Source organism: Neisseria sp. P0024.S006, assembly GCF_051956595.1.
In the GTDB taxonomy this organism is placed as follows: domain Bacteria; phylum Pseudomonadota; class Gammaproteobacteria; order Burkholderiales; family Neisseriaceae; genus Neisseria.
The window spans coordinates 738,590-753,294 of sequence record NZ_JBQCXH010000001.1; the positions used below are offsets into that span (position 1 = coordinate 738,590).

Consider the following 14,705-nt stretch of genomic DNA (forward strand, 5'->3'; position numbering starts at 1 on the left):
TTGTTTCTTTTTTATTTTGAATGACTGCGTTTTGATGGTTTTAAGAAAAGGCCGTCTGAAAGTCCATATCTGCCGATTCATTCGAATCAAATGTTTCAGACGGCCTCAATCGTTCGTTGAGCCTATTGTAGCACGATACTACATTACGCTACATCTAAATAAAAATTCAGACGGCCTTTTCATTAATAAATAAAAGGCCGTCTGAAACGATTACAGATCCAACAACAGGCGGGCTGGGTCTTCCAACGCGTCTTTAATGGCTACCAAAGTCAATACGGCTTCGCGGCCATCAATGATACGGTGGTCGTAAGACAGAGCCAGATACATCATTGGACGGACAACAACTTGGCCGTTTTCAACCACAGCGCGCTCTTTAGTGGCGTGCATACCCAAAATCGCAGATTGAGGCGGGTTGATGATCGGGGTGGACATCATAGAACCGAAAGTACCGCCGTTGGTAATACTGAATGTACCGCCGGTCAGATCTTCGATAGCGATTTTGCCGTCTTTAGCTTTTTTCGCGTAATCAACAATTGCTTGTTCGATGTCGGCAATGCTCATTTGGTCGGCATCGCGCAAGATAGGCACAACCAAACCGCGTGGGCTGCCAATCGCGATACCGATGTCGAAGTAGCCGTGGTACACGATGTCTTTGCCGTCAACAGAAGCATTCACAACCGGATATTTTTTCAGGGCGGCAACAGCGGCTTTAACGAAGAAGGACATGAAGCCCAGTTTTACTCCGTGTTCTTTCTCGAATTTTTCTTTGTACTTCGCACGCAAGTCCATGATTGGTTTCATGTTGACTTCGTTGAATGTAGTCAGAATAGCGTTTTCTTGTTGAGAAGCCAAGAGGCGTTCTGCAACACGGGCACGCAGGCGACTCATCGGTACGCGTTCTTCAGGACGTGCGCCGGCAGGAAGTGCAACGGCAGGAGCAGCGGCTGCGGCAGGTTTGGCAGCGGCATTTTGTACGTCTTCTTTCAAGACGCGACCGTCACGGCCGGAGCCTTGCAATGCGTTCACGTCAACACCGGTCTCGGCAGCCAGTTTGGCAGCGGCAGGCATAGCGGCGTTGTTTTGTGCGGCAGCTGGAGCGGCTGCTGGGGCAGCTTCTGCAGGCGCGGCGGCAGGTGCTTCAGCAGTGGCGGTAGCGGCTGTATCGATACGAGCCAAAACTTGGTCGGCAACAACGGTTTCACCGTCTTGCGCTACGATTTCAACCAATACGCCGGCTTGTGGAGAAGGTACTTCCAAAACCACTTTGTCAGTTTCGATATCGATCAGGATTTCGTCACGGGCAACTGCTTCGCCAACTTTTTTCTTCCATTCCAAGAGCGTGCCTTCAGATACGCTTTCAGACAGCATAGGTACTTTTACATCAATAATCATTTTGTGTCTCCAATGGCCCTTTCAGACGGCCTGTTGTGTGTTTTTAATTCTGCATATGGGCATTCCGCCTGAACAATTTCAAACGGAATGCCGCCAGGCTTACAACGCCAAAGCGTCTTCAACCAATTGTTTCAATTGAGCAATGTGTTTGCTTGAGTAGCCCACTGCAGGCGATGCGCTGCTTGGACGACCGGCATAAGACAGTTTTTGCTCTTCGCTGATAACGCCTTCGATGCGGTGGCGGATTTGGTAGAACGCGCCTTGGTTTTTCGGCTCTTCTTGTGCCCAAACCACAGATTTTGCGTTCGGATATTTCGCCAGTTCAGCTTTAACCTCTTCGTATGGGAACGGATACAGCTGCTCAACGCGGACGATAGCAACATCATCTTCCAGTTTACGCTCGACACGGCCAGCTTCCAAGTCATAGTAAACCTGACCGGCACACAAGACTACGCGTTTCACGCTGTCGTTGCTTGCGCGTTCGGCAGTATCGCCGATAACCGGACGGAAAGTCGAACCTTCGGTGAAATTTTCCAACGGGCTCATTGCACCTTTGAAGCGCAACAGGCGTTTGGACATGAAAATCACCAGCGGTTTGCGGTATGAACCCAAGACTTGGCGTTGCAAGAGGTGGAACATTTGCGACGCTTCAGACGGCATGATGACTTGCATATTGTTTTCAGAACACAGTTGCAACCAACGTTCTACGCGTGCAGAAGAGTGCTCAGGGCCTTGACCGTCGTAACCGTGCGGCAGGATGGTAGTCAGGCCGCACAAACGACCCCATTTGGTTTCGCCTGAAGACAGGAATTGGTCGATAGTTACTTGTGCGCCGTTGGCGAAGTCACCGAATTGCGCTTCCCAAATGGTCAGCTTGTCAGGAGCGGAGCAGGCAAAGCCGTACTCGAACGCCATCACGGCTTCTTCGTTCAAGATAGAGTCGATAACCAGGAACTCGCCCAAGCCTTCGCCCATGTTGCGCAGAGGAACATAAGTACCGTCGTCCCATTTTTCGCGTTTTTGATCGTGCAGAACGGCATGACGGTGTGAGAATGTACCGCGGCCGGAGTCCTCACCGGAGATACGCACACCATGACCTTTGGTCAGCAGGCTTGCGTATGCGAGGGTTTCGGCCATACCCCAGTCGATAGGCTGTTTGCCGGATGCCATGGCTTTACGCGCTTCGATCACACGTTTTGCAGTCGGATGCAGGGCAAAGCCTTCCGGTACGGCGGTGAATTTCTCGGTAAGACGCTCGATGTCGGCAGCAGGCAAACCGGTTTCGATTTTTTCGCGCCAATCTTTGCCTTGGTATTTGCTCCAGTCGATTTGTGTGCGTTGGAAGTTGCTCAAAGTTGTTTGTTCAACATGTTCGCCTTTGTCCAAAGCATCACGGTAGGCTTGGATGTAACCGTCAGCCTCAGCTTGGGTGACCACGCCTTCGGCAATCAGTTGTTCGGTGTACAAAGCACGCGCACCCGGGTGTTGCGATACTTTTTTGTACATCATCGGTTGGGTCAAGGTCGGATCATCGCCCTCGTTGTGGCCCCATTTACGGTAGCAGACAACGTCGATCACGATGTCTTTATGGAATTTTTTGCGGTAATCCAAAGCGGCTTGAATGGCAAAGCAAACGCGTTCCGGATCATCGCCGTTCACGTGGATAACCGGAGCGGAAACCATTTTCGCAATATCGGTACAGTGTACGGTAGAACGGGTATCACGGGTATCGGAAGTAGTAAAGCCGATTTGGTTGTTGATCACGATGTGAACAGTACCGCCAGTGGTATAACCGCGTGTTTTAGACAGGTTGAATGTTGCTTGGTTAACACCCAAACCGATAAATGCGGAGTCACCGTGAATCAATACCGGCAAAACTTTGTCGCGGCCGTTTTCGCCCAAACGTTTTTGTTTGGCGCGCGCAGAACCTTCCACTACCGGGTTCACAATTTCCAAGTGTGACGGGTTAAATGCCAAAGAAACGTGCATTGGACCGTGTGGCGTAGCAATGTCGGAGCTGAAGCCCATGTGGTATTTCACGTCGCCGCTAGGCAATTTGATTTCGGCACGGCCTTCAAATTCGGCAAACAGATCGGCCGGTTTTTTGCCCAAGATGTTAACCAAAACATTCAGACGGCCACGGTGTGCCATACCGATGATGACTTCTTCCACGCCGTCTTTACCGGCGTTTTGAATCAGGTAGTTCAAACCGGCAATCGCGCTTTCACCACCTTCGACACCGAAACGTTTTTGACCGACATATTTGGTATGCAGATAACGTTCCAAAGTTTCGGCGGCAGTCATTTCTTTCAAAATGCGGCGTTTTTGATCGGCATTGTAATGCGGTGTGGACAATACGCTTTCAAAATAATTGCGCACCCAACGACGCTCTTCAGTATTGGGAATATAGATATATTCCAATGCGATGTGGCCGCAGTAGGTTTGTTTTAGATTGCTGATGATTTGGGAAAGGGGCAATTTGCCTTGACCGGAAAAGTCGCCCTCGCCCATATTGAATTGAAGCGCCATGTCGGCATCAGACAGACCGTGGAATTTAGGGTCGAGTGCTTCGATGTTTTGAGGGGGAATACGTTTGAGCGGATCAAGTTGGGCCGCACCCACGCCTTGAATACGATAGGCAGAAATCAGTCGCAAAACGCTGACTTGCTTTTTCATCATTGCCTCATCCACACCGCCTGCAACAGCAGATGCAATTTTCTTTTTAGCCAAAGTGGCAAATGATTCACGAATCGGTGTGTGGGCAACATCGACAGCGACTGCGCCCGGCTGTTTACTCAAATCTGTAAAATACTGTTTCCATTTTTCATCGACAGATTCCGGGTTTTCCAGAAACTTTTCATACAACTCCTCGATGTATGGCGCATTAGAACCAAACAGATAAGAGAAATTGAGTTTTTCGTCCATCATGGCGTGAGCTCTTTTCTTTAAAATATAAACAAAGGGTAGAATCCCGTGTTCTCCGAACGGAATTCAGGCCGTCTGAAATGACACTTTATTCTACCCTATTTTAAATCAAATTACCTGTTATCAACTTAATTAATTACGGGTCAACCTTATTGAAAACAACAATTCGATTTTTTCAAACGACTTTTCAACAATATATTAATATATTGTCTATTAGCGCTTATCCACCGGAACATAATCACGACGTTCCGCACCGGTATACAGTTGACGTGGGCGGCCGATTTTCAGTGTCGGATCGCTAATCATTTCATGCCAATGTGAAATCCAGCCTACACTGCGGGACAACGCAAAGATAACGGTAAACATTTCAGTTGGAATACCTAATGCGGACAAAACGATGCCGGAGTAGAAATCGACGTTTGGATACAGTTTGCGTTCGACAAAGAATGGGTCTTTCAGTGCAATTTGTTCCAATTCCATTGCCAGTTTGAATTTCGGACTGTCTTCCAAACCCAACTCTTTCAAGACTTCATAGCAGGTTTCGCGCATGATGCTGGCGCGCGGGTCCATATTGCGGTATACGCGGTGACCGAAGCCCATCAGGCGGTATTTGCGTTGTTTCACACCTTCCATGTATTCGGCTACATTCGAAACATCGCCGATTTCATCCAGCATTTTCAACACGGCTTCGTTTGCACCGCCGTGTGAAGCACCCCACAGGCAAGCGATACCGGCTGCGATACAGGCAAACGGGTTCGCACCGGAAGAACCGGCCAAACGCACGGTTGAAGTTGACGCATTTTGCTCGTGATCGGCATGCAAAATAAAGATGCGGTCGAGCGCGCGGGCCAATACTGGATTAGGTTTATATTCTTCACATGGTGTGGCAAACATCATGTGCAAGAAGTTTTCAGCATAGGAAAGGTTATTTTTGGGATAATTGAACGGCAAACCGTTGGAATAACGGTAACACATTGCCGCAATGGTCGGAATTTTGGAGATTAAGCGGTAAATCGCGATTTTGCGGTGTTCAGGATTGGTAATATCCAAGCTGTCTTGATAGAACGCAGACAGCGCGCCAACCACACCCACCATCATCGCCATCGGATGCGCATCGCGACGGAACCCGCGGAAGAACCAAGTCAGCTGTTCATGTACCATAGTGTGACGGCTGACTGTGGCATCAAATTCTTTTTTCTGTTCAGGGGTAGGCAGTTCGCCGTAAATCAACAGGTAGCAAACTTCCAAGTAATCAGATTTTTCGGCCAGCTGCTCGATAGGATAACCACGGTAATACAACAGACCTTCATCGCCATCAATATAAGTGATTTTGGATTCGCAACTTGCGGTTGATACGAATCCGGGGTCGAAGGAAAACAGACCTGTATTTTTAGTCAAAGTACGGATATCAACCACATCATGGCCGATACTTGCTTCCAATACTGGCAGTTCCAAGGTCTCTTGATTTGGGGTGGTGAGCTTGACTGATTTAGACATTCTTAAACTCCTTTGTAGGTTGGGGCTTTCGTTGCCGTCTAAGCGGCATGGTCTTTTTTTCAGACGGCCTCCGTATGGAAAGAGCTTGTTCGGATCGGTATCGCAAACAAGCTCTATAACACATCATGCCTGTCTGATTTTTTCAAGCATGGGAATCAGGTGCTTCTTGTCCGTCGCCGAATGTCCGTTAATCAAGGCAAGCAACTCTTGGTCTTGAAATTCGAGGATTTCGGAAAATTCGGACAATTCCTGATCACTCAGGTGCTCGAATTCTTTTTCCATGAACCTACCGAAGATTAAATCTAATTCCAATAATCCCCGGCGGGTTTGAAAACGGATTTTCCGTTTGGCAATATCGTCAAAAACCATCATTTCTTAAACGGCTCGTTTCAACATAATCTCTTTAATCTTACCGATGGCTCGGGTCGGATTCAAGTGTTTAGGACATACGTCTACGCAGTTCATAATGGTGTGACAGCGGAACAAACGGTATGGGTCGTTCAAATTATCCAAACGTTCATTAGTAATGGTATCGCGGCTGTCCGCAATGAAGCGGTAAGCATTCAGCAAACCAGACGGACCGACGAATTTATCAGGATTCCACCAGAATGACGGGCAAGCAGTCGAGCAGCAGGCACACAAAATACATTCGTACAAACCGTCCAACTCTTTACGCTCTTCCTGAGTTTGCAACCGCTCTTTGTCCGCATCAATCGGATTGTCATTGACAACATAAGGTTTGATGGAATGATATTGTTTGAAGAATTGGGTCATGTCCACAATCAGGTCGCGGATAACAGGCAGACCCGGCAGAGGACGGATTTTGACCGGCTGTTTCAGGCTACGCAAATCAGTCAGACATGCCAAGCCGTTTTTGCCGTTGATGTTCATACCGTCAGAACCGCAAATACCTTCGCGGCAAGAACGGCGGAAAGACAATGTATCGTCTTGTGCTTTCAGGCGCACCAAAGCGTCCAAAAGTTTAACGTCGGTTGGTTCCAATTCCAACTCGTAACGTTGCATATAAGGTTTGGCATCAACGTCCGGGTTGTAACGGTAAATTTCAAAACTCATTTTTTCCATGAGAAGTGTTCCTTTTCTCATAAACTGCCCAATGATTTTGTATTATGGATTCAGGCAGTTCAATGTGGGTATGGTTAGGTTTCAGACGGCCTCCAAGATAAAGGCCGTCTGAAAACTCATCAATAAACGCGTTTGGCCGGTTTGATGTATTCCACGCTCAAAGGCTTGGTATGTACCGGTTTGTAAGACAAGGTGTTGGTATCTGAATGATACAGGGTATGTTTCATCCAGTTTTCGTCATCACGCTCAGGATGGTCGTCTGAAGCGTGCGCGCCGCGCGATTCTTTACGTGCTTCGGCGGACACCAAAGTCGCTTTCGCTACTTCAATCAGATTATCCAATTCCAAGGCTTCGATACGCGCGGTATTCCACACTTTGCTCTTATCTTTGATTTCAGTACGTTTCACACGCTCGGCAATCGCCATGATTTCTCGAACGCCTTTGCTCAGAATCTCATCGGTACGGAACACGCCGGCGTGCAACTGAACAGAACGTTGCAGCTCACGACGCAAAGCATCAACGTTTTCACCGCCGGTTTGGTTGTCCAAACGCTCGATACGTTGACGGGTCAATTCGCCGGCATTAGCAGGCAGAGGTTTCCAACCGCTTTGCTCTTTGATGAATTTAATCATGCTGTCGCCGGCAGCTTTACCAAATACCACCAAGTCCAGCAAAGAGTTGGTACCCAAGCGGTTTGCACCGTGTACGGAAGCACAGGCGCACTCACCTGCGGCATACAGGCCTTTTACAGGCACTTCGTATTCGTCGCCTTGAGGAACGACAACTTCGCCATGATAATTGGTCGGAATACCGCCCATCATGTAGTGGGTAGTCGGCACGACAGGAATCGGGTCTTTAATCGGGTCGATACCGGCAAACTGAATGGAAATCTCGCGGATGCCCGGCAGTTTTTCCATAATTTTTTCTGCACCGATATGGTCGATTTTCAGCAATACGTGGTCTTTGTTTTTACCACAGCCACGACCTTCGTAGATTTCCATTGCCATTGCACGGGAAACCACGTCACGGGAAGCCAAGTCTTTTACGGTCGGGGCATAACGTTCCATAAAGCGTTCGCCGTTGGCGTTCAACAAAATGCCGCCTTCACCACGCACACCCTCGGTAATCAACACACCCGCACCGGCCACACCAGTCGGGTGGAATTGCCAGAATTCCATGTCTTCCAACGGAATACCTGCACGGGCACAAATACCCAAACCATCGCCGGTATTCATATAGGCATTGGTAGAAGACGCATAAATACGGCCGCCACCGCCGGTAGCAAACATCACAGCTTTAGCGTGGAAAATATAAACTTCGCCGGTTTCCATTTCCATGGCGGTTACACCGACGACGTCGCCGTTTTCATCACGAATCAAATCTTGCGCCGTCCATTCCACAAAGAATTGTGTATTGGCACGGACGTTTTGTTGGTACAACGTATGCAACATCGCATGACCGGTACGGTCGGCAACCGCGCAAGCACGTTCTACCGCACGTTTACCGTGCTCGGCAGTATGGCCGCCGAAAGGACGTTGGTAAATTTTGCCGCTTTCTACGCGGTCAAAAGGCATACCCATGTGTTCCAATTCAATCACTGCCTCAGGCGCGGCGCGACACATAAACTCAATCGCATCTTGGTCGCCCAGCCAGTCGGAACCTTTCACGGTATCGTACATGTGCCAATCCCAACGGTCTTCCTGCACATTACCCAATGAAGCAGAAATACCGCCCTGAGCCGCCACGGTATGAGAACGGGTCGGGAACACTTTAGACAAAACAGCACAATTCAAACCAGATTTAGACAATTGGAAGGCTGCGCGTAAACCTGCACCACCACCGCCAACAATCACGGCATCAAACTTACGAACAGGAAAACTCATATTTACCCCCAAATTACTTTAACTGAATACACCAAGCAACCTACCAACCAAACGATGGTGGCGACTTGTAAAAACAAACGCACGCCGAAAGGCTTAATGTAGTCCATCCACAAATCACGGATACCTACCCACGCATGCAAAAATACGGCCAAGAAGCTCACTTGGGTAAACACTTTCACCCAAGTTTGATCAAAAAATGCCTGCCATGCCGAATATTCTTTAGGCAACGTGAACAAAACAACCAAAAGAACTACGGTGTACACCAACATGATAACCGCAGTTGCACGCTGCATTGCCCAATCGCGCAAACCGTAATGCGCACCTGTCAATTTACGATCTACCATAATAAAGCTCCCAAAACGACAGTCAAAACCAATGCAGAAGCAAATACGGCTTTAGCGGTATTGCGCGCGGTATTCAGCTCCAAGCCTTTATGCGCATCCAAAAACAGAAAGCGGATGCCGGCAAAGAAATGGTGCAGATACGCCCACAGCAGACCGATGAGGATCAACTTCACAAACGGATTAGAAATAACGGAACGATATGCTTCAAACGACGATTCGCGATCCAATGTTCCTGAGAAGAGGTATAAAAGAACAGGCAGCATCAAAAACAAGCCGACGCCGCTGATACGGTGAAGAATAGATACAATCCCCGGTATGGGCAATCGGATATTGGGAATTTCCAAAAATACCGGGCGTGATTTGGCGGACATGGTCAGTTCCTCTATGATTTATTATCAGCTCAAAACCTATAGCTCAAGACTACAATAAGCTACATAAACCATAATTTACCTGTTTTATCTCATTTTGAACAGTGTAATTTATGAGTACTCCAATGGTTTTTACCAAAATACCAATAAAATCAAATAATCATTTCTAAATTTTTTTTTGTATGATTGGTCTTTTTGTGACTTTCCTGCAATTAAGCCACCCTGCCCGCCGCAACACTGACGATAACATCATCATGACTTGAGAATCATATCAACTGCAAGATAAATTCTCATTCTTAAACGCCATTTTTACAAAGGCATATGCCTTTCTTAACTTATTACTATTGCAGCATTGGTATCACTATTACATAGTTATACATTCATAAGCATTTTATCCGCCCCCAAATAGACTAAAATACAACGCAACACCCACCATGTTTCCATACCTTAAAAAGGAAGCTCAATCATGGCACACTCCCCTCATCAAAACACACCCGATCCGGAAGACTACATCCCCTCCTTCCGCCGTCGAAACTTAGACACATCCGGCTTCATGAAAAAACTTGGACGTTTTGCCGGCCGCTTGGGCAAACCTGTCGTCCGCCAGCTTTATGCGCTTTATTATCTCTGGGAATCCGAACATACACCCAAACGCGCCAAAATGATTATTGTCGGCGCACTGGTTTACTTCCTCAGCCCTATCGACAGCATTCCCGATCTTCTGATTCCATTTGGCTTCAGTGATGACATTGCCGTCATTGCGTTGGTTTATTCTCAAATGAAAAACTACCTGACCGAAGACATCAAAGAAAAAGCCCGTCAAGCGGCTGACAAGCTGTTTGGCTCTTGATTAGATAGAGTTCAACAATACCGATATAAAATGCAAAAAGAAGGCCGTCTGAATATTCAGACGGCCTTCTCGGTTTATGACTTTTTTATTTCAAAGGCTGCATACCCATAACTTCCATCAAGAAGTTGGTAAACGCAGGATTGCTTGGCTTAGTATCCATGTTTTTCCAGCGTTGTTGCCAACCGCGCAAAGCACCTTGGATGTACTGTTTGGATTGCTCGGTAGTAATTTCACCACGTTGGCTGTCAACGGCAGAACGCAGATAAACTTCGTACATACTGTCATCGACAGAGTTGCGTCCCACTTGTTGGATTCGGAAGCGGTTCAAATATTGGGCAGCCTGAACTTTGGTCAGACTACCTTGGCTCACTTGGGTACTCAAGCGACGTGCTTCATCATGAATCTTGGAAACATCTGCCCAATGCGAAGGAGCCAAATGATAACCGGTAGCTGAAACTTGTGAATCAGCCTTAGGCTTTTTAACATTGGTTGGTCGAACTGGCACTTCTTTCAATGTTGGAACATAAATCGATTCACAACCGGCAAGTGCCGCTACGGCAAGGATAGGAAGAATGTATTTTTTCATAATGCGCATTATAAGCATGATTCGTTGAAGAAACCAACTTTTGAATAACGGTATTCAAAGCTCATTTACTGAATTACAACAGATTTCATACGATATCTCAAGCCCATACGCAAAAAAGGCCGTCTGAAAACGGCCTTTTAACAACAATCCTATATTATGCCAAATCGGCAAACAGAGGTGTAGAAAGATAGCGCTCGCCATATGACGGCAACAAGACAACGATCAGCTTGCCTTCGTTTTCAGGTTTTTTGGCCAGTTGCAAAGCGCTCCATACTGCCGCACCTGAAGAAATACCCACCAAAATGCCTTCTTTTTCGGCCATAGCGCGTGCAGTTTCAAACGCTGCCTCGTTAGGTACTTTGGAAATGCTGTCGTAAACAGTCGTATTCAAAACGCTGGGGATAAAGCCTGCACCCAAACCTTGAATCGGATGAGGGCCTTTTTCGCCACCACTCAATACCGGGGAAGCTTCAGGCTCGACAGCCACGATTTGAACTTCGGGTTTGTATTTTTTCAACACTTCGCCCACGCCGGTAATCGTACCGCCCGTACCCACACCAGCCACGAAAATATCCACTTTACCGTCTGTATCGCGCCAAATTTCTTCGGCAGTGGTTTTACGGTGAACTTCAGGATTGGCCTCGTTATCAAATTGGCGCGGCATGAAATAAGTGCCCGGATGCTCGTCCACCAAAGATTGGGCTTTGGCGATAGCACCTGCCATGCCTTCGGCAGCTGGGGTCAAAATCAATTCTGCACCAAACGCACGCAGCAGCATTTTGCGTTCTTTACTCATGCTTTCAGGCATGGTGATGGCCAATTTATACCCCCGGGCCGCACACACCATGGCCAAACCGATACCGGTATTGCCGCTGGTCGCCTCAACGATAACGGTATCTTTATTGATTTTACCGGCTTGCTCGGCCGCTTCAATCATAGATTCGGCAATACGGTCTTTCACGCTGCTGCCCGGATTAAAGAATTCAAGTTTAACGGCGATTTGCGCTTTTAAACCTTCGGTCAGGCGGTTCAGTTTCACCAGAGGTGTGTTGCCGATCAGCTCGGTAATATTATTTGCAATTTTCATTTCCTGCTCCTGATTTAGATGTAATACAGCCTGCATATTAAACTCAGGCCGTCTGAAAAACCAATATCGAAAATTTCTTTCTTTATAACTTTTGGTTCAAGCGCGGTCAATATCCACTGCGCTCAAAAATCAATGCAACGGCAACCACAGCCTGCATCACGACGGCAACCATCCAGCCTGCCCACATCTGCCGCATACTGAAAAGAGAGGCAGGCTGCTTGCAAACAACCACTCTGTGCAGATAAAACACCAACATCAGGACGCCCTGCAATGCAAACCAATAAATGGGTTTCAAAGCATAAATTTTCAGTAAGGCCACCCATGCAAAAACCGAGCCTGCCAGCGGCAAGATGAAATAAACCACGCCTGCCAAGAAAACAAAAGCCAAAGTCATGACAACATTGGAAACCGCAAATAAGGTCAAACCGGCATACTCGCCTGCCGACCAAAACTTTTTGTCTTCCGTTTTACTGCAGTCATCGATAAAGAAAAAAATACTGGCGATTGTCAGATAAAAATGAGGGATAAACAAAGGGCCTGTATGCGTAAAGCCCCACATTCCGGGCAACAAGCGCGCGCCCAGTGCCGAAATCCCCAGCCACAACAACACCGCAGCCCAAAGCCATTGAAACCGCTGCGCGCGAAAAATAAATGCCAACGATACCGCAGCATACGCAATGGCAAACCAAAAATCCAAAGAAACCATCATGAATACTGCAACTCGCCTTCAAAAACGGTTTCCGCAGGGCCAGTCATTTGCACATCGCCACCCTCTTCCCAACTGATAAACAATTCGCCACCAGGCAAAGTAACACGCACAGGCGCACCCGCTTTCAGCAAGCCATTGCGCACGCCTGCCACCACGGCCGCACACGCTCCAGTGCCGCAAGCCTGAGTTTCCCCCACCCCGCGTTCAAACACGCGCAGGCGGACTGATAATTCATCTTCAACCTGCAAAAAGCCGACATTGACCCGTTCAGGAAACTGCTCGTGCGATTCAATAGCGCCGCCCCAATGCTCCACCGGTGCTGTTTCAACATTATCAACCAAAATTACCGCATGAGGATTACCCATATTCACGCAACTTACCGGTACAGACTCCAAACCGACTAAGACAATATGTGTCAACGCATCTTCATTTTCACCATGTGCAGGCACAAACGGAATTTCAGACGGCATGAAACGCGGTTTACCCATATTGACGGTAACCAAACCGTTATCCAACAGCTTAGGCACAATAATTCCTTTGGCCGTTTCGACTAAAATTTCCGTTTTATCCGTCAAACCCTTATCCGCGACAAAACGCGCAAAACAACGCGCGCCATTACCGCACTGCTCTACTTCCCGACCATCGGCATTGAAAATGCGGTACCGAAAATCGACCGCATCAGAAGAAGGCTTCTCCACTACCAAAAACTGATCAAAACCCACGCCGCGATAGCGGTCTGCCCATTGGGCAAGCGGCGCAGTCAACGGATCAAAGTCCTGTTCAATGGCATTAACCACCATAAAATCATTGCCCAAGCCGTGCATCTTCGTAAATTTCAAAGTTTTCATTATTCATTCACATTCTTATTAAATCATTATTTCGGCACATTCTACACCAGAATGATATATCCGTTTCTATCTTGTTTTTCAGACAGCCTTGCTCCCTTTTACCAATACTAACACCAGCCACCCCGCAAAAATACTATACTTCCCACATTACAAACATTTCTTATTACAAGGATACACATTATGAAAAAAGTTCTCTTACCTGCCCTTTTGGCTGCTTCACTCAGCGCATGTACAGTCGGCACACCCGGCGTTTCCGTCGGCTTAGGCGTCGGCACCAGCATCGGCCGCCATGTCGGCTTGGGTACATCCATCAACATCCCTGTCGGCTTGGATAAAACCAAAACCACCAAAGGCACAGATTCAGACAGCATCCGTATCTCAGAAGAACAAATCGTGACCTATTTCGATGCACACGGCACACCCAGCAACAGCGCAGTCAAAGGCGGCTTTCATCGCCAACTGATCAGCAAACGCAACAACGAATATGTCGTCCAAGACTTTTACAGCGACAACAGCCAAAAACGCACGGACCCCTATGTCCTCAGCCGTAACCAGCTGATGCAGTTCCGTGCCACGCCAAGCAACGGCTCGTTAACCACTTACGCTTACAACGGCACGGTGATGCAGCAACAAGTATTCCAAAACGGCAAATTGGTTAACGCCAAATACTAAAGGCCGTTTGAAACGGCTGGGGAGTATGTGAAACTTGATTACAAAATATTTTTAACATTCAAATATTTGAAATATTTTGCACCATTTTCTTAAAAATATTGATTGACACATTTTTTCCAGCCATTATAATACGCCCCATTCCCCGATAGCTCAGTCGGTAGAGCGACGGACTGTTAATCCGCAGGTCCCTGGTTCGAGCCCAGGTCGGGGAGCCAAATTTAAAAAGCCTGAACTTCTGTTCAGGCTTTTTTACATCAATAAGGAACGCTTGTTCTTTCCCAAAGAAAGCCCATGAATCCTCATGAGACCTTTGCCAAGGTCTCTATCCGCCAAACTGGCAACCTTACGCCCTACCCGCTTCGTCTGGCAAACAAGTGCAAACAGCCCGAAACCTTTTTCAGTCAGGTTTCGGGCTGTTTCGTTTTGAAATGGACAGCGTCTTTTCAGACAGCCTTAAACTT

14 protein-coding genes and 1 tRNA gene are annotated in these 14,705 nt (G+C 47.6%); 3 read left to right on the plus strand and 12 right to left on the minus strand.

Features of this window, described 5'->3' with window-relative positions:
• Nucleotides 1-210: 210 nt before the first annotated feature.
• The 8 genes from odhB to sdhC all read right to left on the minus strand — a co-directional run bounded on the left by odhB (nt 211) and on the right by sdhC (nt 9,495).
• The gene (odhB, locus tag ACTHUF_RS03510) at nt 211-1,392 is read right to left on the minus strand and encodes a 2-oxoglutarate dehydrogenase complex dihydrolipoyllysine-residue succinyltransferase (protein WP_440407081.1); all 1,182 of its coding nucleotides are present in this window, start codon (nt 1,390-1,392) and stop codon (nt 211-213) included.
• 99 nt (nt 1,393-1,491) lie between these two features.
• Nucleotides 1,492-4,320: a 2-oxoglutarate dehydrogenase E1 component gene (locus ACTHUF_RS03515; RefSeq protein WP_440407083.1), complete on the minus strand. Its 2,829-nt coding sequence runs from the start codon at nt 4,318-4,320 to the stop codon at nt 1,492-1,494.
• A gap of 210 nt (nt 4,321-4,530) precedes the next feature.
• Complete coding sequence (gltA, locus tag ACTHUF_RS03520; protein ID WP_440407085.1) at nt 4,531-5,814, minus strand: citrate synthase; 1,284 nt, start codon at nt 5,812-5,814, stop codon at nt 4,531-4,533.
• Nucleotides 5,815-5,937: 123 nt separating this feature from the next.
• Nucleotides 5,938-6,186 (minus strand): FAD assembly factor SdhE, encoded by a 249-nt coding sequence (locus ACTHUF_RS03525; protein WP_003678830.1) that lies wholly within the window; start codon nt 6,184-6,186, stop codon nt 5,938-5,940.
• A gap of 3 nt (nt 6,187-6,189) precedes the next feature.
• The gene (locus ACTHUF_RS03530) at nt 6,190-6,897 is read right to left on the minus strand and encodes a succinate dehydrogenase iron-sulfur subunit (protein ID WP_003678833.1); all 708 of its coding nucleotides are present in this window, start codon (nt 6,895-6,897) and stop codon (nt 6,190-6,192) included.
• Nucleotides 6,898-7,016: 119 nt separating this feature from the next.
• A complete protein-coding gene (gene sdhA, locus ACTHUF_RS03535) occupies nt 7,017-8,780 on the minus strand; it encodes a succinate dehydrogenase flavoprotein subunit (protein ID WP_440407087.1) in 1,764 nt (587 codons plus the stop codon).
• 2 nt (nt 8,781-8,782) lie between these two features.
• Nucleotides 8,783-9,124 (minus strand): succinate dehydrogenase, hydrophobic membrane anchor protein, encoded by a 342-nt coding sequence (sdhD, locus tag ACTHUF_RS03540; protein ID WP_003745591.1) that lies wholly within the window; start codon nt 9,122-9,124, stop codon nt 8,783-8,785.
• Entirely contained in the window at nt 9,118-9,495 is a 378-nt protein-coding gene (gene sdhC, locus ACTHUF_RS03545; RefSeq protein WP_049349064.1) for a succinate dehydrogenase, cytochrome b556 subunit, read from the minus strand. The genes sdhD and sdhC overlap by 7 nt, the downstream gene beginning before the upstream one ends.
• A 463-nt stretch (nt 9,496-9,958) precedes the next feature.
• Here sdhC and ACTHUF_RS03550 point away from each other — a divergent pair, with 463 nt between their 5' ends.
• Nucleotides 9,959-10,342, plus strand: coding sequence for a YkvA family protein (locus ACTHUF_RS03550; RefSeq protein ID WP_049349066.1), 384 nt, complete (start codon nt 9,959-9,961; stop codon nt 10,340-10,342).
• 85 nt (nt 10,343-10,427) lie between these two features.
• Here the strand turns inward: ACTHUF_RS03550 and ACTHUF_RS03555 are convergent, their stop codons facing one another.
• The 4 genes from ACTHUF_RS03555 to dapF all read right to left on the minus strand — a co-directional run bounded on the left by ACTHUF_RS03555 (nt 10,428) and on the right by dapF (nt 13,572).
• A complete protein-coding gene (locus ACTHUF_RS03555) occupies nt 10,428-10,928 on the minus strand; it encodes a membrane lipoprotein lipid attachment site-containing protein (RefSeq protein WP_371444493.1) in 501 nt (166 codons plus the stop codon).
• A gap of 154 nt (nt 10,929-11,082) precedes the next feature.
• A complete protein-coding gene (gene cysK / locus ACTHUF_RS03560; protein ID WP_094192812.1) occupies nt 11,083-12,015 on the minus strand; it encodes a cysteine synthase A in 933 nt (310 codons plus the stop codon).
• A 106-nt stretch (nt 12,016-12,121) separates the two neighbouring features.
• Nucleotides 12,122-12,724 (minus strand): hypothetical protein, encoded by a 603-nt coding sequence (locus ACTHUF_RS03565; protein WP_315094682.1) that lies wholly within the window; start codon nt 12,722-12,724, stop codon nt 12,122-12,124.
• Entirely contained in the window at nt 12,721-13,572 is an 852-nt protein-coding gene (gene dapF / locus ACTHUF_RS03570) for a diaminopimelate epimerase (RefSeq protein ID WP_063068033.1), read from the minus strand. Before dapF ends, ACTHUF_RS03565 begins: the two co-directional genes overlap by 4 nt.
• Before the next feature lie 180 nt (nt 13,573-13,752).
• Between dapF and ACTHUF_RS03575 the strand changes: the two genes are divergently transcribed.
• Nucleotides 13,753-14,244 (plus strand): NemA protein, encoded by a 492-nt coding sequence (locus tag ACTHUF_RS03575; RefSeq protein WP_315094679.1) that lies wholly within the window; start codon nt 13,753-13,755, stop codon nt 14,242-14,244.
• Nucleotides 14,245-14,383: 139 nt separating this feature from the next.
• Nucleotides 14,384-14,459, plus strand: a tRNA-Asn gene (locus ACTHUF_RS03580).
• Nucleotides 14,460-14,705: the final 246 nt, after the last annotated feature.